Origin of the sequence: Aphanizomenon sp. CS-733/32, assembly GCF_028330045.1 — a bacterium.
GTDB classification, from domain to species: Bacteria; Cyanobacteriota; Cyanobacteriia; order Cyanobacteriales; family Nostocaceae; genus Dolichospermum; species Dolichospermum gracile.
The window spans coordinates 1-22501 of the sequence record NZ_JAQMSE010000053.1 but is presented as its reverse complement, the minus strand read 5'-3'; the positions used below and the strand labels follow the sequence as shown (position 1 = coordinate 22501).

The window sequence follows — 22501 nt, the reverse complement described above, 5'->3', positions numbered from 1 at the left end:
CTGCTGCCCTTAGACAAGTACAAAACTTTTTGAGCAAAGAAGTGTAATTTTAGGGGACAGGGGACAGGTTACAGGTTACAGGTTACAGGTGATACGCCACGGGGACAGGTAAGAAGTTTATTCCAATTACCAATTACCAATCACCAATCACCCATGAACGTAAATTCCCTACTCCAACCCTTTCAGCACTTTGGTGTGAATTTGGGATTGTCTCGAATTGTCAAATTACTGGCAACCTTGGGAAATCCCCATCACCAAGTGCCAATTATTCATGTAGCTGGAACTAACGGTAAAGGTTCTGTTTGTGCTTACCTGTCTGCGGTACTTACTGAGGCTGGTTATAAAACCGGACGCTACACATCCCCCCATTTAATAGATTGGACAGAAAGAATCTGTATTAATGAACAGCCAATTGATAGTGATAATCTGTGTGAACTAATACTCCAAGTTCAAGCCGCTATTAATCCAGACGAGGAATCACCCACTCAATTTGAAGTCATTACCGCTGCGGCTTGGTTATATTTTGCCCAGCAACAAGTTGATATTGCGGTGATTGAAGTAGGATTAGGCGGGCGTTTAGATGCCACTAATGTCTGCAATAAGCCTTTAGTGACAGTCATTACTTCTATAAGTCGAGAACATTGGCAACAACTTGGACCCACTGTAGCCCATATTGCCAGAGAAAAAGCCGGAATTATCAAACCAGGATCTCCGGTAGTAGTGGGTTCATTACCAGCAGATGCTCAAGAAGTTGTAAAACTGCGTATTCTAGAGTTACAATGCCCGATTTTTACCCCAAAACCATCTGATCAAATTCACCAAAACTGGGCAGAATATCAAAAAATAGCAAGTCCAGAAACAATCAAATATCCCTTACCATTACAGGGACAAATTCAATTACATAATTCAGCTTTAGCATTAGCAGCTTTAGAAATTTTGCAAAAACAAAATTGGCAAATTTCTGAGGAAGCTATGATTAATGGTATGGCTAAAACCAAGTGGCCAGGCAGAATGCAATGGATAACTTGGAAAAGTCATAAACTCCTCATTGACGGCGCACACAACCCAGCCTCAGCAAAGGTTTTGCGAGATTATGTAGATAGTCTCAATACCAAAAATATCACTTGGGTAATGGGAATGCTGGCGACTAAAGATCATGGTGATATCTTTCAGGAACTTCTCAAACCAGGAGATAAATTATATTTAGTGCCAGTACCCGATAGCAATTCAGCAGATTTGGTAGAATTAACTGAGTTAGCAACATCAATTTGTCCAGATTTGAACCTTTGTAATTCCTATTCAGATGTATTTTCAGCTTTAGATACTGCTTTTATGAACACAGATACTCAAGTTGTTTTATGTGGTTCTTTGTATTTAATTGGTTATTTTTTGTCAGGAGTTAAAGATTAATCCTATTTTCCTTTTTATCAACCTCAAACCTTTGATTCATTTACATTTGGGGAATGTCAATCTCCAAATTCTATACTCTTCCCTGTTCTCCGTTCCCTGTCACCTGCTGACCACCTATCCACCAAGCCAACCCACCCATAAATAATACCCCCATAACCCCCTGTAAAGGATTATTATTCACACCAGTCACCCAGTCAGGAACTTGTCCCGAATATTTTGTCAATTGTCCCACATTAATGATGTAATAACCCCAAACCAACCCACCATGCAAACCAATGGGTAAGCCTAAACGTCCCCGTCGCCAACGTTTTCCCCATACCTGCGTTAACCCCAACAACACCAAAGCCGGAAACTGGGGTAAAGTATGAATAATTGCCTCCAAAGGTTTAATAAAATGGGATACAGCAAATAAAATTGCATTTATCCTCATAGCAATATTTAATTTGTAGTCTCGTTGTAACTCATCCAATAACCAACCCCGAAATAATAATTCTTCTGCAAGACCCACACCCAAACTAACTAATAAACCTTCTAAAATTATTCTTGCCAAAAACACTTGTGATTGTTGCCATACCAACCAACCTAGCACACCTTCCAAACCAAATAAAACTAAAACACTAGTTAGTCCAATAGCCAACCCCTGCGACACATTCACTCCATTCAGGCGCGTAAATTCTAACCCATAATAGCTGAATATTTTTGGTTGTTGATAAACTCGATTACCCCAAATATTGAGCAGAAAAATAAACTCTACATATAATATAACCAGAGTCAAAATACTTTCTAAATTAGTATCTTCCACTAGCAAATAAATTGGTAAAGCCAGGGGTAGCCATAACAGTAATAAACACAAGATAAAACAGCCCACCCTGATAGGGGCGGGACTTTGGGCAATTTGGGCTAAATTAATTTTCATTATAGACAGGACTTAAGCAACTGGCACATTGGTAGGGTGCGTCAGATATCAACAATCTGTTTATTTGCAGGATTTATGCAGTCTGACGCACCCTACAACAGATTTTTGGTGTGACACTTGCGTAAGTCCTAATAGAGTTTAGTCAATAGACATCTCCAGAAATTAAATATGCGTATCCTAGAACCCTTGTAGAGGCGTTCCATGGAACGTCTCTACATTCTTTTTTGGAGATGTCTAATCATCATTAGTCCTAATTATATATTTCTGCCAATGACCAATGACCAATGACTACCAACTATTCTTCTGGTTCAATCGTACTACTTAAACCATGATTGTTGAGGGTTTCACAATAGAACTCCGCGTGTTCTTGGGCGCAAGTAATAACCAAAGCTAACCCATTATGGTGAGCTTCCATCATAATACTAACAGCTTGCGGTTGGGTAATGCTATTAACAGTAGTCATTAGCACTTGTACAACATACTCCATCGGATTATAATCATCATTATGGAGCAAGACGCGATACTGAGGCGCAAGCTTGCGGGATGTAGAACGCTTCTCAATGGTTTCGACTGACACGGTTCTTTGCTCTTTTATCGTTGATTTACTACAATATGTTCCTGTTCAGCATTTGCCTAACAGTTATTGACTTCTGCATTGCCGTATTTCCATCTTAAAATACCTTTGGCGTTACTGAGAAGTTTTTCCTATAACATCATAGCACAAACACAAGAAATTTACATTAATAATTGGGACAGAAAAATTTTCCCTTATTTTTTATCTCATCACTGGCAACGGGAATTATTAAAATTAAGGAAACTGCCACACAGAAGTTACTCTAGATAGTTATGGATATCAGCCCAAAATTTCAACCGGGACAAATTGTATCCTTGGATTATAGCCATCAGCATCTTTATGCAGAAGTCATTGAAATCGTCGTTTCCCGACAATTGTGCTGGGTGCGTCCTTTACTGCTTGTGAACTCTAACTCAGAATTACCACTTATAATTGATTTACAAGGTGTATCAGATTTGTTCTGGCCACTAGATTTGTTTAGACCGGCTTTAGATACAGAAGTTATTGCCTTTTTAGGGCAACTTTTTCCTAAAGAACTAAAATTTGAGCCTGATTTAGTAGCTAAACAACAATTTAATTTATTTATTCATCAACTGTGGCAAGCATATCAACAAGGACAAGAAACATCAAGAGACTTAATTGCATAGGTAATACTAGCAACAATAGAATGTTAATACGCAGCGTTAATACCTTCCAGCACGAGTATTATCCCCAGGTAGGAACTAACTGCACTCTGCCAGCATCCATCTCTGCCATTAGTAATTCTAAAGCTTCATAGTCAACATCAGAGATATGACCTAGCTTTGTTAATTCTGAGTTAATCTCATTTTCGATTTCTGGCGTTAGCTTGCGGATATGCAGGGCTTTTTCTACCAACTGACGAATCACGTATCGAGTTTTCATAACAAATAAACCAAATTGCAGTTACTAGTCATTATCTAAGACAATGCTCGGTATAAAAGGTGATTTATACCTCTCGACGCTGTGATTTAGATCACTACTCAATAATCAAGACCAGTTATTCGCTAATTCTGTTTTTATCAATGACAAGGGTAAAAGTCAAGGTGGACAAATACAGAGGAGTTTTACTGAAACCACCTTCATTCCTAACTTCAGCAAGAGTAACTGCTATAGGGACAGATGATTAATCTGCCTTCAGAAGGCATAAGTAGATTGTTTTTTAACTTGCTAAAAAAAAATGTATATATCAGTACACTTTACCATTGACTTATGACAATCTTTAAATAAACCCAGTCAAGCTATAAAGATTGAGTAAAGAGTCTTCCAAGTTGTAGCCAAGTCAGGAAAAAAAGTTTATGCTCAGATGAAGCGCAATTGAAAAAGTCTTGAAAAACGCAATCTAGCGATCGCTTCGCTGATTTTGTCGGTTAGGTTAAGAACCATATCCCTACAGGACAGTAGGTTTTGCTTTAATACACCTTGTCAGATCTTGAATTGAGAATTGCTGTAAAAATTTTTTAACTGAGGTGAAAATCGCTAATTAATGCTAGTCTTGGGGTGGTTAGCTGTAATTTATGGTAGCTAGAAGATAGCAAAGTGGCTGTTTTAGTTGAACAATTAATAACATCGGATATTTTAAAACCTGCCCGTTACCTGGGTAATGAGCGTTTAGCGGTCCATAAACCTTGGGATACGGCAACAATTCGTTGGGTTTTGACCTATCCAGAAGTGTATGAGGTAGGGGCATCAAATTTAGGGCATATCATCTTATACAATATTTTGAATGCCCAGCCTCGCCAGTTATGCGATCGCGCTTATCTACCAGGAGCGGATTTAGCCGCCAAACTTCGCACCACGCAGACGCCCCTGTTTGCTGTGGAATCTAAACGGTGGTTGACGGACTTCGATATTTTAGGCTTTAGTCTCAGTTACGAATTAGGATGCACCAATATTTTAGAAATGTTGGATTTAGCGGGAATCCCTGTCACCAGAGAAGAACGGTTACAGGGAAATTACCCGCTAATTTTTGCCGGTGGACAAACAGCAACATCTAACCCCGAACCCTATACAGATTTCTTCGATTTCATGGTTTTGGGAGATGGTGAAGAACTGCTTCCCGAAATTGGCTTGGTTTTAGAAGAAGGGAAAAAATCAGGCTTGAGTCGTCAAGAACTATTATTAGACTTGGCGCAAGTTCCTGGTGTCTATGTGCCGCAGTTTTATGAAATGGGTAAAGGTGGGGCTGTATATCCCCTGGGTCTAGATGTACCCAAAAGAGTCCTCAGAAGAGTCGCCACACCCATTCCTGCCTATTCTATTGGCTTAGTTCCTTATGTAGAAACAGTCCATGATCGCCTCACCATTGAAATTCGTCGCGGTTGTACTCGCGGTTGTCGTTTCTGTCAACCAGGAATGCTAACTAGACCTGCGAGGGATGTCGAACCGGAAAAAGTGGTAGAAGCTATAGAAAAGGGAATGGGGGAAACTGGTTACAATGAGTTTTCCCTGTTGTCTTTAAGTTGTTCTGATTATTTAGCCCTACCAGCGGTGGGGATGGAAATAAAAAATCGCTTAAAAAATGACAATATTTCTCTCACCTTACCTAGTCAGAGAGTAGATAGGTTTGATGAAAATATTGCCAATATCCTGGGAGGTACGCGCCAAGGTGGGTTAACCTTTGCCCCAGAAGCGGGTACACAAAGAATGCGGGATATTGTCAATAAGGGTTTGACAAATGAAGAGTTATTGCGGGGGGTAAAAACGGCTTGGGAACAGGGTTGGGATAAAATTAAGCTGTATTTTATGATTGGTTTACCCGGTGAAACCGATGCTGATGTGATTGGCATTGTGGAAACTGTCCGCTGGTTAAAACAAGAATGTTGGGAAAAAGGCCGCAGATCGTTAAACTTTACTTTGACCATTTCCAACTTTACCCCCAAACCCCATACTCCCTTTCAATGGCATTCAGTTTCCACAACTGAGTTTGCGAGAAAGCAAAACCTCCTGCGGGAAGAATTTCGGGGAATGCGGAATGTGAAAGTAAATTTCACGGATTTTCGCATCTCGGCGATGGAAGACTTTATTGGTAGAGGCGATCGCACCTTGGGGAAAGTGTTACATCGGGCTTGGAAATTGGGTGCAGGGATGGATGCTTGGTTTGATAATGTAGATAAAGCCTTTACAGCTTGGGGAACAGCCATTACCGAAGCCGGTTTAGACTGGAAATACCGTCAAGTGGAAAATGGCGAATGGAATCTGTTTGCTGTCAGCAACAACGAACAAGAAACTCTCTCACCTCTGGATACTCCCTTACCTTGGGATCATATTGATACTGGCATTGATAAAAAGTGGCTGCAACAAGACCTAGAACGCGCTCTAGCAGCCGCAATTGTCCCTGACTGCTCTTTTGAAGGTTGTTCTCATTGTGGAGTCTGTGGCACTGATTTCGGTCACAATGTGGTGATGGCTGCACCACCCATTCCCAGCTTTGCCGGCGATTTTGTCCCCAACACCACCAAAGCTCAACGATTGCGAGTATGCTTTGGTAAACAAGGAGATATGGCTTTAGTCAGTCACTTAGATTTAATGCGTCTATTTGATCGAGTCATGCGCCGTGCCGGTTTACCCATCACCTTTACAGGTGGTTTTCATCCTGGACCAAGGATTGCTTTAGCCAGTGCTTTAAGTTTAGGTGCTACCAGTAGTGGAGAAATAGTTGATTTTGAGTTGACTGAACCAATGGATGTGGCAACTTTTCATGCCCAATTGGTTAAACAACTACCTAGTGACATTCCTGTGTATAATGTAGTAGAAATAGACATCAAGTCTCCCTCCGCTACCCAAACTCTGGAAGCAGCCGAGTATTTATTAACAATATCTACAGCCCAAAGCGAGGGACAATCGGCACAATGGCAAAACTGGATTGACACTATTAAACATCAAAAGGAGATTTTATCGGCACATACAACCAAATCCGGTAAACAGCAATTAATAAATCTGCGCGTTACCGAAGGTCAGCGAAGCTATCGCCTGTGGGAAATAGAATTAATTTCAGTCTCTCACCAAGAATTAGACTCAATAGCCGTTGTCCGTTACTTGGGTAGTTGTCGCCCTGATGGAGTGATCTTGCGTCCTGAGCAAATCTTGTCTATGCTGGAAACGGTGGCGAATGTAGAATTTCATCTCTTGCATATCCACCGCCAGCGTCTAGTTATTGGCTAACTTGCTAGTAGTTGTCAAAAATTAGCACATTGTAGAAATTGATTTTTGGCAAGGTTGCGTTAGAATGATAATCAAGAGAAATTTTCTGGCACTGCATTGAATGACTTGATTCACTACCTGAGATCACCTGAGTTCGGTGTTAGGAGTTTCTCCTTCGGAGACGCTACGCGAACGGAGTTATGATTTTTTCAAGGAGATCATAAGGGTTTGAGACTCATACTTGGGGCAGTTTTCCACAAATTATCTTATGTCGAACTCAGGTGAGATCATCACAGGAACGAAGGCAAAGATATACAGCAGATTGCAAATTAATGAAGTACAGGATCTAAATTCAAAGCCGGACAGCAAGCCAGTTTTACTCCTGACTCCTGACTCGGTGAGTTCTGCTGTAAGAGTGTAACTTCTAAGATTGTATCCCAGACAAACTCTACTGCTGATGACAAATCACTCTCTCTAGCTACCCTGTGAATCAATCGCTAACAATAGCTTTCCTTAACTTCTCCACTAACTGATTCAGTCCATCTCTTAAATCAGACTTGCTTTTATTGCGGGCTTTTAAGCAACTGCTACAAATGTAAGTGTGTCCAATTGTAAAAATACTACATAAGTAGGGATGGCTGAATAAACCTGAAACCATTTATTAAAAGAGGGTTTCGCGGATTTTTACCACAAAAAAGTGCCAGGTTTTGGCTAATGGTGTCTCAAAATAGGTGCATTTTTCTTTGTCGGATTGGGAAAATTGAGGATATCCAGACAGTTAAAACTGTTCCCTGCCCTCACAGACAACTTTTTCAGCAAGCCCTAAGTATTGACAGTGATGACAACCCTGCCATAATTCTTACAAGGATGACCGTATAAGTTATCTGCACCTAGCTAGACTTTCTAGTAAAAACACGGATAGTGAATTCAGTGCTAAAAGCAGATTTACCTGCACCAGCAGATGGTAAACCCCGAGAGATACCGTGTTTAGACGCGGAGTTTTCCACAAAGTGTGTACTTATAGCAGAAGTCAGGAATCAGTGAGTCAGGAGTAAAACCCTGGTTGGGGATGAGTTTCATGATTAATTGATGTCCTAACTACCTTGTGTGTTGCTATATTTAGATATGGTCAGCTTTACTTAATGAATCTTAACTTTGAAACAGATATCTACGGATATCCAAAGTTTAAATAGCAGCGTATAGTAGGGGAAATCAGCCAAGGGCGGTTGATGGAAGTTCTTAAACTATATGCAGTTATCCAGGAATAATCCGGCGTGTAAACGCAATCACAGTATCATTAGCTCTTCATAACTTTGCAGAGCTACTCAAATTGGAAATTTTTATTACTAGTAGCGTCTTGTAGCAGCGACCGTCAGGACAAGCGGGATAACAAAGAAATTCCTGGTCATTCCCAGCGGTGCTGCCAATTTTTGAGGAAATTGAATGCCAAAACAAATTATCATCGCAGAGCAGCATCAAATTGCTGCCGTATTTTCAGAAGATCAAATACAAGAACTCGTTGTAGCTACGGGTCATCATCAAATTGGTGATATCTATTTAGGTGTAGTCGAAAATGTATTACCTGGGATAGATGCGGCTTTTGTCAATATCGGCGATCCAGAACGCAACGGTTTTATTCACGTCACTGATTTAGGTCCATTAAGACTAAAACGTAGTGCAGCAGCGATTACAGAACTGTTAACACCACAACAAAAAACCTTAGTGCAGGTAATGAAAGAGCCAACTGGATCAAAAGGTCCCCGGCTCACAGGTAATATTACCTTACCTGGACGTTATGTGGTATTAATGCCCTATGGACGAGGGGTAAATTTATCGAGACGGATTAAAAGCGAAAGTGAACGGAATCGCCTCAGAGCTTTGGCTATTTTAGTGAAACCAGCAGGGATGGGTTTGCTGGTACGCACAGAAGCAGAAGGTAAGCCAGAAGAAGCAATTATTGAAGATTTAGAAGTGCTGCAAAAGCAGTGGGAAATTGTCCAGCAAGAAGCAGTGACTTCCCGTGCGCCGGCGCTACTGAATCGTGATGATGACTTTATTCAGCGTGTGCTTCGGGATATGTATGGTAGTGATGTGAATCGCATTGTTGTTGATTCCAGCACTGGCTTAAAACGGGTGAAACAGTATTTACAAAACTGGAGTGGTGGACAAACACCGCAAGGATTGTTGATTGATCATCACCGCGATCGCTCACCTATTTTAGAATATTTCCGCATCAATGCCGCCGTCCGTGAAGCCCTCAGACCCAGGGTAGATTTACCATCAGGCGGTTATGTGATCATCCAACCAACGGAAGCCTTAACTGTCATAGATGTGAACTCCGGTTCGTTCACCCGTTCAGCAACTGCTAGAGAAACAGTGTTGTGGACAAACTGCGAAGCAGCGGCGGAAATTGCCCGTCAGTTACGGTTGCGAAACATTGCTGGTGTGATTGTGGTTGATTTCATTGATATGGAATCCCGTCGTGATCAAATGCAAGTTTTAGAACACTTTAACAAAGCTCTTAAAGCTGATAAAGCCCGTCCCCAAATTGCCCAACTGACTGAATTAGGTTTGGTGGAACTGACTCGGAAGCGTCAAGGCCAAAACATTTATGAATTGTTTGGCGAAACTTGTCCGACTTGCGGCGGTTTAGGACATACCGTTAGATTACCAGGAGAACTGGAAAACCGTCTGCCTATTCCAGCTACGGACATCCCAGAGCGGTTTGTACCCATGCCACAAAGGGAATCTCGTCCACCTGCACCCACTACTCGCATCCCTGATATCGGTAATCTGCCACCAGTGACACCGAAAGATGTCTATGATGGTTTTGGTGATGGATTTGAAAGTGAACCAGAATTTAGTTCTCTGCATCTGATCAATCATCCTAGTTACCAAGAATTAAATGATAAGCGTCGTACCCGTACCCGCCGTAGCCGCATTGGTGTAAATGGTGGTAATGGTAAGGATGAATCCCGCTTACCTACTAATCCTCTAGCTTTTGTTAATGATTCAGATTTGGACTTAGAAGAACCTGAATTACCAATGCCAGAAATTTCTCCCCCAACTATTAATAAATCAGGTTGGACGGAAAGACCGGAACGGACAAAGGTAAAATTAGATCCGATTAAGGTAGAACCACCAGAGGTAATTACTGTAGAAATGTCAGCAAAGGAACAGGATACTTATGCCGAAATGGGAATTTCTCCTTTACTCAAGTTAGATCGGGAGGGAAAAAATCCCAGATCGGTGATTATTAATGTTGTCCAACCAGGAGAATCACCTAGTGAAACACCTGAAGTTAAGCCTGAACCAATTGTTACTGAAAAAACAATTCCTGAAGTTGTCACTCTTAAACTACAGGCACCAAAGTTTGAGATAGAAGAAGATTCATCTTTTCCACCATTAGTAATATTTCCAGAACTGACTAGAATTTCCGAAGAAAAAGCAAGTAAACCTGAAGGACAAATAGAGCCTGAGCAAGAAACTAAAGCTGAAGAAAAAACGGAATCTGAAAAAGAAATAGAATCTGATAATAGTAGTTCTATTCCTAACCGTCGTCGTCGTCGTCGTTCATCAGCCTTAGATACAGATGGTTTCGGACTATGATTTTTGTGAATGGTCTGAACTATGATTTTTGTGATTTTTGTGATTAATTAATGATTAATTAATGAATCAATCAATCAGGTAAATCAAATCAATCAAGTAAATCAAATAAATCAAACAAATCACAGTTCAGACAATGGGAGAAATTAAACCTGCATCCTGGGATAATTCGAGTTGGTTAGAGTTTTCTACTTACTCAAATATGCAGGGTGCAGTTGGGGGTGTAGATGAGGTAGGCAGGGGCGCTTTATTTGGTCCTGTGGTGGCAGCGGCGGTTATATTACCAGTAGACGCTTTGTCAATCCTGATGTTAGATAACATTAAGGATAGTAAAAAGCTGTCTAGTTCTCGGAGAACTAAACTGGCTCAAAAAATTGCCTCGTTGGCTGTAGATTGGAGAATTGGTTATGCTACAACTGCGGAAATAGATGAGTTGAATATTTTACAGGCAACTCTTTTGGCTATGAAGCGGGCGGTTTTGAAGTTGCGGATAAAGCCTGAACTATGTTTGATTGATGGTAATCAGTTGGTGAAGAATTTGCCAATACCTCAAGAAACAGTTGTCAAAGGTGATGAGCGATCGCTTAATATTGCGGCAGCTAGTATCATGGCCAAGGTTTGGCGTGATGATTTAGTGCAACGGTTAGCGTTAAAATATTCGTTGTATGATTTAGACAAGAACAAAGGTTATGGAAGTCCGCGTCATTTACTGGCGCTTCAAAAATACGGACCTTCATCTTTACATCGTCGCTCTTTTCGTCCTTGCCAAATTCTATCTTCAAATTAAGTAAGTTGGCGTTGAAAATTGTCGTTATAGCAAGGCAAGAGGCAAGAGGCAAGAGTAAAGAAGGTTTCAGCGATTTTACGTTTCTTTACACAGTTTGGTTTTATTATGTTCACCTACTTACTCAAAATTTAAAGTTGGTAATATGACTCCTGATTCCTGATTTCTGACTGCTGTTGTATGATCAATCTCGTTATTTTGAGTTTGGGAGATTACCCAACGACGATAATCTGCTAGGAGATGATGTAACAATCTTTGCTTAATTGTTAGTAGTACACTTTTGAGCAATCCATTCCCTGTAGTTTCTAAAATTGATTTGGGTGTAAAGGAAAATGGTTGCGGTATGTCTACTAAAACTTCCAAATCGGCTTTTCCTTGCAAGTGGGTTTCACCATTGAGTTGTACTGGTGACAAATAACCTTTTAAATTCAGTGCAAACCTTTCGTTAATATACTCAAAACCCAATATCTCACAACCGAGCGATCGCAAATAAATTGTGCCACTGGCATCTGCCCAAACTCTCATGTCTACCGTTGGTTGAATACTCAGTGACATAAAAGATAGATCACGCATTTTTAACCGAAAAACTTCGTCAGAAAGTTGTTGAATTCTAGTATTATCAGCTAAGGCATTAACTAAACGTTGAGGCTGGCGCAGGTAGTGTTGTATAGGAATAGATTGCTTAGGAAGGGAAATTTCCACCGATTGAGAGGCAATAAACTTAGTAACCATGAGCAAATTAAACCATTTGTTTTTTATTGTAATATTTTTTAACAATATTTAGGGTTTGCTAAAAAAGTCTTTTCGTGAAGGCTAGGAGTCAGGAGTCAGGAGGAAGAAGAAGTTTAAAGTAGGAATAGTCTCAAATCTAAGAAAGTGATAGGTAAATGGACGGTTTTAACGTTCATTCCTGGCGGCTAATTCCCCTTTTTTAACCCAGAAACTCTTCATATATCTAGGTTTTTGGTTTATATGGCGATCGCCACCCTATCAGCAACCCCCATTCAACAACTTGAATTGCCAAAAATCCAACTCTTAATTCATTATTTATCAAATTCGCCAAATTTAAAAGTATGAATCAGAAAATCGCCCATTTAGGTCCACCGGGGACTTATGCCGAACAAGCGGCTTTTTTTTATCTTAACTGGTTAAAAGCCCATTCAGAAATTAATTCTCAAAAAAGCTTTGAATTATGTCCATATTCTACCATTGCTCAGTCCCTGCAAGCGATCGCTGATAATCAAGCAGCCATAGCTGTTGTTCCGGTGGAAAATTCTATTGAGGGTAGTGTCAACATGACAATGGATAGCTTATGGCAATTAGGGAATTTAAAAATTCAATTAGCTTTAGTTTTACCAATTCAACATACATTAATTTCCTATGCCACAAGTTTAGATAATATTAAAACTGTCTATTCTCATCCTCAAGCGTTAGCACAATGTCAAGAATGGATATCACAGTTTTTGCCAAATGTCAATTTAATTCCTAGAAATTCAACCACTGAAGCACTACAAGGATTAGAAGCGGAGGTCACGACAGCAGCTATATCTTCCAGTCGGGCGGCACAATTGTATAATTTACCTATTCTGGCCAGAGGAATTAATGATTATCCAGAAAACTGTACTCGGTTTTGGGTAGTAAGCACGGAAGAAAATCATCCTCTGGATTGTACTCATACATCTTTAGCTTTCAGCTTGCCAGCTAATGTACCAGGTGCATTAATGAAAGTATTGTCAGTATTTGCTGGTTTAGGTATTAATCTAAGTCGAATTGAATCACGTCCGACAAAACGTTCTTTAGGAGAATATTTATTTTATTTAGATGTTGAAGCAGATGTAAATGCACAAATCATGAAATCTGCTTTGGAAGAGGTGCAGAATTATACAGAAATTTTGAAAATTTTTGGTAGTTATAGTGTGTTACCGATTAGTTTATAATTGGTCATTGGTCATTGGTGAAAACTATTCTTCTTTTTTCTTCCTTCTTCTTCATCCTGACTCCTGACTCCTGACTCCTGAACTCCTGACTCCAATAGTGTAAAAATATATAGAATATTCTGCAAATATCCATTACATTACCTTTTAAAATGCCAAGTTTTCCGACTTCTACCTTAATGCAAATATCTGTAGCGCCAAAACTTTGTCAACCTTTAAAGATTGTCGCCTTGGGAGATAGCCTAGTATATGGATACGGTGATCCAGAGAAAGGTGGTTGGGTGGAACAATTGCGACGGTGGTGGATGTTACCGGATAGTGTGGGTCATGTGCTTTATAATTTGGGGGTAAGGGGCGATCGCACACGGCAAGTTTACCAAAGATTAGAAGCAGAATTTCGTCACCGGGGAGAAATCCGCAATCGTGTTCCTGACTTGATTATTTTGTCTGTGGGTGTGAACGATACACCTCGGTTAAGAAGTCCTAACGGCAGAAATTACACAGATTTTAGTCAGTTTGAATCAGAAATCGCCACATTACTGGATCAAGCTCAAAAACTCTGTCCTGTGCTGTTTGTGGGGATGGTTCCCGTAGACGAAAGCAAAATGCCCTTCCTTGATTGTTTATTTTATAATCATGCCGACCAATACCGCTACAAAGAAGCAACACGACAAGCTTGTGAACAAAGACAAATTCCCTATTTAGATATTTTTGATCAATGGATGCAGCGGAGTCAAGGATGGAGGAGCGATCGCATTACCAACGACGGACTGCACCCCAACACCCTGGGTTATCAGGATTTATTAGAAGCCGTACTCAACTGGAAAGAATTATCTCAATATCATTGTCAAGCTGATTATGGGGTGGAATTACAGCAGGAGTTGAGATAAGTTGGCTGTCAGAAATGGCTAACACCACGCTTCGCTATCAGGATGTCCCGGATTAAAGGATGAACAGGATGAAAACAGGGATTTTACAGCACTTCCCGATGTTATGAGGTACAAATGGCAGAGTTTGGGTTTATGGTCATTGTAAACCCCTACCCTCCAAGATTCCACCTCATTAACCCTCCCGTACCGCTACCGTAAAAAGATATTTTGATAGTAGAAAAATATTTCTCAACGACGCTATAATAAAAAAATCTATACTTCAATGAATAAGTAATTATGAAAAAAATAGAAATAGAACTAGATCAAGAAACTTATGACAAAATACAACAACTAACCCAGACTAATCATTGTCAAATCTCCGATTTAATTAAAGCAATGATTGAGCAATTGACTCAACCAGAAATTCTCAACGATTCATTTATTGGCAAATGGTCAGATGATGCAGAATTAGTTGATCAAATGATTGAAGATATGTTAAAACATAGAACCTAAAAGATGCCAAATTAACAGTGAAAAATAAGACTTTAATTGATACAGATATTTTGTCAGAAATTCGCAAAGGTAAAAATCCCCAAGTTATAGCTAAAGCGATTGCCTATAAAACTATTTTTAAACATTATACGATATCTGTAATTACAGTTTCAGAAGTTATCAAAGGATGGAGAAAATTAAACCGCAATGATCGGATTCAGGAATTTTTAATAGATTTACCACAAATGAAGATCTTATCTTTAGAACAAAAAAGTGCTGAATTATCTGGATTAATTTACGCTGATTTAGAAAAAACTGGACAAACCATAGGATTAGCAGATGTATTAGTTGCTGCAATTGCTATAGAAAATAATTTAATTCTAGTAACAGGAAATACTAAACACTATCAAAAAATTCAGTCATTAGGCTATCCTTTGCAATTAGATAATTGGAGAGATTGATTTAGAATCAGCCACTTCTGAGGGCGACAATGGGGTCTAACATAGCAGCTTGTCGGGCGGGAAAGACACCGAAAACTAAGCCTATGCTACCAGATATTGTCACAGCCACAGCGATCGCATATAGAGGAAATTGAGGAGTTAAAGGCGTGAAAAATGCCAAGGGGATAGTTCCCCCAACTCCCAAAATTATCCCCAACAAACAGCCAGAAAGAGAGAGAATAATTGCCTCAATTAAAAACTGCGCTAAAATATCATTCTGAGTTGCCCCAACTGCCTTGCGTAAACCAATTTCTTGAGTGCGTTCGGTCACAGAAACTAACATAATATTCATAATGCCAATTCCCCCTACTAACAAAGAAATGGCAGCAATTAAAGCTAATAATAAAGATAAAATACCAGTTACCTGTATTACTAATTCTTGAAACTTTTTATTAGCAAAAACAGCCACATCTTTTTTACCATGAAGTCGAGCCAGAATATTAGTAATTTGAAAACCTGCGGCGCGAACACTATCTTTATCCTTTGCAGTCACTAAAATATAACTAATAGGAATATCAGATATTGATCTGCGTCCAACTAATCTATTCGCAAATGTTGTCAGTGGAACAATTGCAGTTTGATCCAAATTCTCCCCAGCATAAGCACCCTTTGATTGTAACAAACCAATAACTTGAAACGAGATATTATTAATGAGAACTTCTTGTCCCACAGGATTTTCATCACCGAACAACTTGCGGCTAGTTTCCGCACCCAAAACAGTGACTTGAGCCTGTTCTTGCTGTTGTTTTTGATTAAACATTCTGCCAGTGACAAGCACAAGATTCTGCACAGCAAGCAAATCAGACGTAGTTCCTTTAACAGTTGTGGATGTTAATTTATTATTAAAACTAATTGGCATTTTTTGCTCATCTACAGGCGCAACTTGACTAACACTAGGAACTTGAGCTTTAATTGCTTCTGCGTCTGATAACACCAATTGAGCATCAGGAAATTTCATCCCTTCTTCATCTTCAAAATTACTATATACCGTCAGTTGATTTGCTCCAAATGCCTCAAGTTTTCCCAAAACGAGATTTTGTGCGCCCTGTCCAATCCCAATCATACTAATAACAGAAGCATTGCCAATAATTATTCCTAGCATGGTTAATCCGCTACGGAGTTTATTAGCAGAAATAGTTGTAAAAGCCATGTTCACACTTTCTAGAAAATTCATAAAAATAGAAATTTACTTCTTTAATTTACTTCCTTCTTTCTTCTTCCTTCCTTCTTCGTGTTCTTCGCTCCTTCGTGGTTCATTTAATCAATATTCTTCCAGTAAAAAGAGAGTAGGCTAAGATCCAGTAACACGATCAACACCATCAATTAATTGATTAGCTGGTGGTTGAATAAAAACCCGTTCACCCTCAGAAAGTCCGCCCAAAATTTGCGTTTTATCACCAGAAGTAATTCCTACCTGTATGGGATGAAATTTGGCTTGATTATCTTTGTCTGGTAACAATACACCCACTTGCCCCTCTTTACCAGAAACCACAGCAGCAGAGGGAATTACCAAAGCATTGCGAATGTCATTTACCCGAAAAGTTAACTTCACATTTAGCCCTACCTTGAGTTGATATTGACCCGTTGCCAAAGCAATCTTGACTCGCATAAAAGTGACATTTTCTTCCTTAACTCCTCTGGGGGCAATCAATCGAACTTTCCCTTGAAAAACTTGATCAGGAAAAGCATCAAGGCGAATTTCCACAGGCTGATTTTTCTGAATCTGCGCCATATTTACTTCGGGAACTTTAGCTTCTATTTCCAAACCACTGGATAATTCAGCAATGGAGGCACTAGTTCCTCCTTCATTAGTAGAAACAGAAGTATTTGGAGTTACAAAGTCCCCCGCTTGGGCAAAACGCCGGGTAATTAAGCCAGCGAAAGGAGCGCGAATAAAAGTATTTTCTAACTGATTTTCATAAAATTGTAATTGGGCAGTTGCTTGAGCCACTTCAGCACCAGCTTTGGTAATTTCCTCAGTTTGATAACCGGAAAGTAGTTTTTTCAGTTGTTGTTGAGCAGATATCAGACTAAATTTAGCTTGTTCTAAGTTATCCTTGGCACTTTTTTCCTCATTTAAAGCCGCATCTAAATCATCACGGGATATCGCCCCTTGTGATACAGGATATTGCCTACGCTGGACTCGTTGAGAGGCTAATACCAAGCGAGATTCAGCTTCCCGCACTTGGGCTGTGTACTTACGCACATCAGCTTGAGCGATCGCAATTTCTTCTGGTCTATAACCCCTACGCTTTTCTTGTAAATCAGCTTTTGCCTTCCATAACAGCGCTCGATACTGATTCACCTGGGCTTGAAAGGCTTGACGCTCCATTTCTGCAACTAATTGTCCTTTTTGGACAGAACTACCTTCATCTACATAGAGTTTGGCAATTCGACCGGCTTCTCTTGGGCCAATATTAATTTTGCGAACTGGTTGCACGACTCCATTAGTTTTGATTTTAATGTTTAAGTTGCTGGTAGTGACAGGGACTGTTAAATCTGTAATATCTTTTTTGCTGGGTTGATACCAATGGCTGAAATAAGCAATAGCAATTCCAGATAAACTAACTGCGGTCAGTCCAATGAGCCAAGGAATCGGATTTTTGATGTTCATGGCTGCTGCATAGAATAATATTTCAAAAATAATTGAACGCAGATAAACGCAGATAAACGCAGATAATTTTTCTATTTCTCAAACTCCTACTCTCCGCGCCTGGAGCGCCTCTGCGTGTTAGCGAAGCGGGGCGAAGCCTGAAAAAATCATACCTTCATTCACCAACGCCGAATTTTATAATTCTGTGCAGCGCCAGATGTGATTGATATTACACCCCATACTGTTCTACCTGCATATTCCAAAGCGCGGTATATTCTCCTCCCAGTTGTAAAAGTTCTTGGTGAGTACCGTCTTCAATTAAATGACCATCTTTGAGGACTAATATCCGGTCAGCCATTCGCACTGAGGCTAATCTGTGGGTAATAAGAATGGTAGTTTTTTCTTCCGCCAGTTCCACAAAGCGCAGGTAAAAATCACACTCGCTGCGGGGGTCTAGTGCTGCGGTAGGTTCATCTAAAAGGAGTAGCTGGGCTTGTTTGCGGACAAATGCACGAGCTAGAGCTAATTTTTGCCACTGTCCTCCAGAAAGTTCTGTACCACCAAACTGTTTACCCAATTGTGTATCTTCTCCACTGGGAAAATCATCAACCAGTTTGACGATATCGGCTTTTTCTACCGCATATCGGAGAATATCTCGATGTTCTAAGGCGGCGAGGTTTCCTAATGCAATATTTTCTCCAACGGTGAGGGAGTAATGTCCAAAGTCTTGGAAAACACCCGCAATTTGCTGTCGCCACTGTTCTAAATTCAAATCTCTCAGGTCTATACCATCAACGATAATCCGTCCTGTGGTGGGGTCGTAGAGCCTCGTTAATAACTTAACTAAAGTGGTCTTACCTGCGCCATTTTCTCCAACTATGGCTACCGTTTGTCCTGGGTAAAGGGTAAAAGAAATATCCTTGAGTGCTAATCTACCATCTGGGTAGTGAAAATCAACTTGATCAAAGGTAATACCTGTACGAATCGGAGTGGGGATTTTTTCTCCAGGTATGTTCAATACCATTGGGGTGGGACTGTCGAGAAAGTTGAAAAACTGCTGCATATAGATAATATTCTCGAATAAATCCAACCAATGACTGACAAATCTTTCGAGATTATTCTGGAAGTAAGTTAATGATTGTACAAATAAAAGTACACTTCCTGGGCTTAACAGTCCTCGAAAAGCTTGCTTAACTACCCAATAGAAAGAAAATCCGTTTCCTAATGTACTGAGAATGGCTAAACTAGATGACCAAAATGCTTGTTTACCTCGCAAATGCCGCATGGATTGATGTAGAGATTGAAATGCTTGTCCGTAAAGCTGCATAAAAAATGCACCTAGCTGAAACAACCTAATTTCTTTGGCATAGGTATCAGTGAGCATTACTGTCGTGTAATACTGCATTTTTCGAGCTTGGGGACTGTTTTCAAATAAAGTGATCCAAATCTCTCTACCATATTGGGAAGAAACTACGATCTGGGGTATAGTGGCGATCGCAATCACAATGGGTATCCAAAAAGCCAGGGGAATTAATAGCCCAACTACCACGATTAAAGTAATCAATGAGCGACTTAATTCCACCAAATTCTCGACTAAATTTAAGGGTTTATAGCTAACCTGTTGTTGCAGAATTTGTAACTCATCATAAAATTCAGCATCTTCAAATCTACTCAAGTCTGAAAAACTATCAGCTTTTCGCATTAATAATAAACTAATGTGAGCCGTTAATTTATCATTGAGATTTCCTTGCAGTGCAAATATCCAAGGATAAAGCAGGGTTTCTAATAGCAAAGCTCCCACCCATGCTGCTACCAAATACCATAGAATGGAATCATCTAAGACTTTACCAGTTGTTAAAGCCGTAGCCACAGTATCTACTACCAGTTTAGTAATCCAAACACTAACCCCAGGAAGAAAACCTTGCAATAAGGTTACAGCAATCAAAAACACCATTTCTTGAGGTGCTGCTGTCCATAACAAGGGTAAGGAACGCCATAAAACTCTACTATAATCTTCCGCCCAAACTCTTAAATCACTCATTAATTAACCCTAATTTTTTATAAGCTGTTAGATAATTCCCTGATTTCCAAAAATTTGATATTTTTCAAGTAATCAGGACTTACGCAACTGGTACATTGGCAGGGTGCGTCAGATCGCATAAATCCTGTAAATAAACAGATTGTTGATATCTGACGCACCCTACAACAAATTTTTAGTGTAACACTTGCGTAAGTCCTAGTAATAACTAAATTTATTACTTCAATCTTTTGGCATTTTTTTTTGATTCTGCTGTCTATGTACTTTAATATCTTACTTTTGAAAATTTTTGTCCTCCACTTCTTAAGGATGAATATTTCAAAAAGATTAACTGTATGTTGTCTCACACCCTGACTAAAGGAGTAAATATAAAGAAATAGAACTGCTCTTTTAAATCAGTTATGAGCATTATTTTAACTTCGCTTTAACTATCAAATTACCTGGAATTACAAGAGTTTGATGCACCATTAGCACAAGTTCATAAATTGAGCCTGAATCTATCAAGAGATAAAATAATACTACTCAAGAAAGAAGAAAATCGTCCAAGAAAAGATATTCTTGTAGAAGTTGGATAAGCAAATAAAGACATAATTGGCAATTCTGAAGAGAGCAATTTTTATAAAAGACAAGGTTTTACGGAATATAAATCCTATCGGCTAGTTGCCCGGACTGATCATAAACTGATTTTGCTCTTTTGTGGACTAGTGGATTTTTGAAAATGAGTCTTCATGTTTTTTAACTATACCTGTATCGGCGGTAATAGTTAGGCATTAATAATTGCTTGATTTTCTGATTATTCTTCAAATTTGTGAATACTGGATGGCTCAAAAAATCATCCTGGCTTTTCATAAACTCAAATACAGATTTGTAACCAAGTTATTGAATTCAAGTTAAAAGGAGTAGGTGACAATGCTGGCAGAAAAAATACTGAGTCAACCGACAATAGAAATGCGTTTGGTAGACCAAGCAGACAAACTAGAAAAACTTCTGTTATCTGATGAAGAAATCGCAGCTTTAGAAAAGTTAGCAATGTCAGAAGTATTTGACTCTAAAACCATCCAAAGTTGGTTTGGTCATTGCGGTGGCTGTGGTGGTGGAGGATGTGGAGGATGTGGAGGATGTCGCGGATGTCGTGGCTGTGGGTGTCGTGGCTGTCGTGCCTGCGGAGGATGCTGGTTTAGCAGTGAGGGAACAGGATCAGGTGTGTTGGAAGACACTGATGAGGTCGGTTTTGGATACTAACTAAACCTAGAAATAGAACAGCAATTTAGTAATTTGAGAAACCGATTTTTTTGAGTTTATAACTCCCAAATCTGGCTAAAAAAGCCCATTGAAACCCTGTTTTTGTCAACAAAAAATATTGTAAGAAACAGGGTTATAAATTTTTTTGATTGCTATTGATAACAGGATTCATTTTTTGCAATAAAGTCTATGAAATTAAATGATGGTCAGCGACTTCGGCTACTAGAACACGTTGTGATTAACGTGATGCCGGCAGATTGCAGTGGGGAAGAAAGTATGATATTTAATACAACACGGCGAACCCTGAGAGTACAGGGTCAAGCTCTGCATAATGTAGAAAAAATTGTTTTACCTTTACTAGACGGCGATCGCACAATAGGAGAAATCCGCGATGCTATTGGCGAACAATTGACCGATTCTTCCCTAAATCAATGTTTAGAATTTTTGATGGACAATCGCCTAGTGGAAGAGTCTTGGGAAGATAGAGATGATTTAGATAGTCGTGCTTATTTACTGCCGCAAATTAGTCTTTATCATGAATTAGGCTTTAACCAAAAAGATGCTCAAAAACACTTAGCTAATGCCAGGATTGCTGTTTTTGGACTGGGAGGTTCGGGACTGATAGCAGCAATTAATCTGGCTACTGCTGGTATTGGTTTTGTCCGTTTGTGTGATGATGCCTGTATCCTGCCGGCGGATTCCCTGTTGTCAGGTTCGGGATTGAATAAAATCGGTGCTTTTCGGGGTGTGGAAGCGGCTCGACAGATTGAAGCCATTGGTGGAGTTACCCAAACAGAGATTGTTACAGATAATTTAAATGACGATACAACCATCAATCCTTTGTTGGCGGACGTTGATCTAGTGATTGTTGCTACTGATGCCGTATCTGTAAATCTCGCCTATCGCTTGAATAGACTATGCCTGAAGATGCAGCGCCCATTGCTACCGGGTGGGGCGGCTGGGATTGAGGGAAATGTCGGTCCACTGGTTTTTGCCAAGGATGGACCCTGTTATCTATGCTATCGAATGCGGTCTATGGCTTGTTCTAAGTTTCCAGAGGCGGAATTAGCGGTTGAACAGTTACTCAACCGGGAACGGCGTTCTCAACCACGACTACGGGAAAATTTACCGATAGGTCAGATGTTGGTGGGAAGTTATATGGCTCTTGATGCGGTGAAGATGATGCTTGGTCTACCTATGGCTACTGACGGAAAATTACTACATATAGACTTACTTAGTACAAAGCTGACTCACAATGTTGTTCTCAAAAAACCAGGTTGTCCCCATTGTTCAGGAAAACAGGTGACAGGGAACAGGTGACAGGTGATAGGGAACAGGTGACACAGGTGACAGGTGACAGGTGACAGGTGACAGGTGACAGG

At 39.9% G+C, this 22501-nt stretch carries 18 protein-coding genes; 11 read left to right on the top strand and 7 right to left on the bottom strand.

Annotation, left to right across the window (positions count from 1 at the left end; translation table 11 throughout):
- Nucleotides 1-153 precede the first annotated feature (153 nt).
- Nucleotides 154-1410, top strand: a complete 1257-nt coding sequence (locus PN471_RS04455) for a bifunctional folylpolyglutamate synthase/dihydrofolate synthase (protein WP_271775823.1) — start codon at nucleotides 154-156, stop codon at nucleotides 1408-1410.
- Nucleotides 1411-1480: 70 nt separating this feature from the next.
- Here the strand turns inward: PN471_RS04455 and PN471_RS04450 are convergent, their stop codons facing one another.
- Both PN471_RS04450 and clpS read right to left on the bottom strand, forming a co-directional pair.
- Nucleotides 1481-2326 carry a CPBP family intramembrane glutamic endopeptidase gene (locus PN471_RS04450; protein WP_271775822.1) on the bottom strand — a complete coding sequence of 282 codons (846 nt, stop codon included), beginning with the start codon at nucleotides 2324-2326 and terminating at the stop codon, nucleotides 1481-1483.
- Between the two features lie 295 nt (nucleotides 2327-2621).
- Complete coding sequence (gene clpS / locus PN471_RS04445; RefSeq protein ID WP_168643381.1) at nucleotides 2622-2903, bottom strand: ATP-dependent Clp protease adapter ClpS; 282 nt, start codon at nucleotides 2901-2903, stop codon at nucleotides 2622-2624.
- Nucleotides 2904-3172: 269 nt separating this feature from the next.
- On the opposite strand from clpS, the gene PN471_RS04440 reads away from it, so the two are divergent.
- A complete protein-coding gene (locus PN471_RS04440; protein WP_193891186.1) occupies nucleotides 3173-3547 on the top strand; it encodes a hypothetical protein in 375 nt (124 codons plus the stop codon).
- 58 nt (nucleotides 3548-3605) lie between these two features.
- On the opposite strand, the gene PN471_RS04435 is transcribed toward PN471_RS04440, so the two are convergent.
- Nucleotides 3606-3803 carry a hypothetical protein gene (locus PN471_RS04435; RefSeq protein WP_015078743.1) on the bottom strand — a complete coding sequence of 66 codons (198 nt, stop codon included), beginning with the start codon at nucleotides 3801-3803 and terminating at the stop codon, nucleotides 3606-3608.
- A gap of 654 nt (nucleotides 3804-4457) precedes the next feature.
- Between PN471_RS04435 and PN471_RS04430 the strand changes: the two genes are divergently transcribed.
- From PN471_RS04430 to PN471_RS04420, 3 genes are all read left to right on the top strand, one after another.
- On the top strand, nucleotides 4458-7082 hold the full coding sequence (locus PN471_RS04430) for a TIGR03960 family B12-binding radical SAM protein (RefSeq protein WP_271775821.1): 2625 nt from the start codon (nucleotides 4458-4460) through the stop codon (nucleotides 7080-7082).
- 1422 nt (nucleotides 7083-8504) lie between these two features.
- Nucleotides 8505-10670, top strand: coding sequence for an Rne/Rng family ribonuclease (locus tag PN471_RS04425; protein WP_271775820.1), 2166 nt, complete (start codon nucleotides 8505-8507; stop codon nucleotides 10668-10670).
- 133 nt (nucleotides 10671-10803) lie between these two features.
- Nucleotides 10804-11454 (top strand): ribonuclease HII, encoded by a 651-nt coding sequence (locus tag PN471_RS04420; protein WP_271775819.1) that lies wholly within the window; start codon nucleotides 10804-10806, stop codon nucleotides 11452-11454.
- A gap of 117 nt (nucleotides 11455-11571) precedes the next feature.
- Here PN471_RS04420 and PN471_RS04415 read toward each other — a convergent pair whose 3' ends face one another.
- Nucleotides 11572-12183 carry a DUF1997 domain-containing protein gene (locus tag PN471_RS04415; RefSeq protein WP_271775818.1) on the bottom strand — a complete coding sequence of 204 codons (612 nt, stop codon included), beginning with the start codon at nucleotides 12181-12183 and terminating at the stop codon, nucleotides 11572-11574.
- A 341-nt stretch (nucleotides 12184-12524) separates the two neighbouring features.
- Here PN471_RS04415 and pheA point away from each other — a divergent pair, with 341 nt between their 5' ends.
- From pheA to PN471_RS04395, 4 genes are all read left to right on the top strand, one after another.
- Nucleotides 12525-13388: a prephenate dehydratase gene (gene pheA, locus PN471_RS04410; RefSeq protein ID WP_271775817.1), complete on the top strand. Its 864-nt coding sequence runs from the start codon at nucleotides 12525-12527 to the stop codon at nucleotides 13386-13388.
- A gap of 149 nt (nucleotides 13389-13537) precedes the next feature.
- Nucleotides 13538-14275: a GDSL-type esterase/lipase family protein gene (locus tag PN471_RS04405; RefSeq protein ID WP_271775816.1), complete on the top strand. Its 738-nt coding sequence runs from the start codon at nucleotides 13538-13540 to the stop codon at nucleotides 14273-14275.
- Between the two features lie 276 nt (nucleotides 14276-14551).
- On the top strand, nucleotides 14552-14767 hold the full coding sequence (locus tag PN471_RS04400; protein WP_027401438.1) for a hypothetical protein: 216 nt from the start codon (nucleotides 14552-14554) through the stop codon (nucleotides 14765-14767).
- A 17-nt stretch (nucleotides 14768-14784) separates the two neighbouring features.
- Nucleotides 14785-15207 (top strand): PIN domain-containing protein, encoded by a 423-nt coding sequence (locus tag PN471_RS04395; RefSeq protein WP_271775815.1) that lies wholly within the window; start codon nucleotides 14785-14787, stop codon nucleotides 15205-15207.
- Between the two features lie 7 nt (nucleotides 15208-15214).
- On the opposite strand, the gene PN471_RS04390 is transcribed toward PN471_RS04395, so the two are convergent.
- The 3 genes from PN471_RS04390 to PN471_RS04380 all read right to left on the bottom strand — a co-directional run bounded on the left by PN471_RS04390 (nucleotide 15215) and on the right by PN471_RS04380 (nucleotide 19880).
- Nucleotides 15215-16420 (bottom strand): ABC transporter permease, encoded by a 1206-nt coding sequence (locus PN471_RS04390; protein ID WP_271775814.1) that lies wholly within the window; start codon nucleotides 16418-16420, stop codon nucleotides 15215-15217.
- Between the two features lie 117 nt (nucleotides 16421-16537).
- The gene (locus PN471_RS04385) at nucleotides 16538-17860 is read right to left on the bottom strand and encodes an efflux RND transporter periplasmic adaptor subunit (RefSeq protein WP_271775813.1); all 1323 of its coding nucleotides are present in this window, start codon (nucleotides 17858-17860) and stop codon (nucleotides 16538-16540) included.
- Nucleotides 17861-18068: 208 nt separating this feature from the next.
- Nucleotides 18069-19880 (bottom strand): ABC transporter ATP-binding protein, encoded by a 1812-nt coding sequence (locus tag PN471_RS04380; protein ID WP_271775812.1) that lies wholly within the window; start codon nucleotides 19878-19880, stop codon nucleotides 18069-18071.
- Nucleotides 19881-20786: 906 nt separating this feature from the next.
- Between PN471_RS04380 and PN471_RS04375 the strand changes: the two genes are divergently transcribed.
- Nucleotides 20787-21119 (top strand): hypothetical protein, encoded by a 333-nt coding sequence (locus PN471_RS04375; protein WP_271775811.1) that lies wholly within the window; start codon nucleotides 20787-20789, stop codon nucleotides 21117-21119.
- Between the two features lie 189 nt (nucleotides 21120-21308).
- Nucleotides 21309-22439, top strand: a complete 1131-nt coding sequence (locus PN471_RS04370; protein ID WP_271775810.1) for a TOMM precursor leader peptide-binding protein — start codon at nucleotides 21309-21311, stop codon at nucleotides 22437-22439.
- Nucleotides 22440-22501 lie beyond the last annotated feature (62 nt).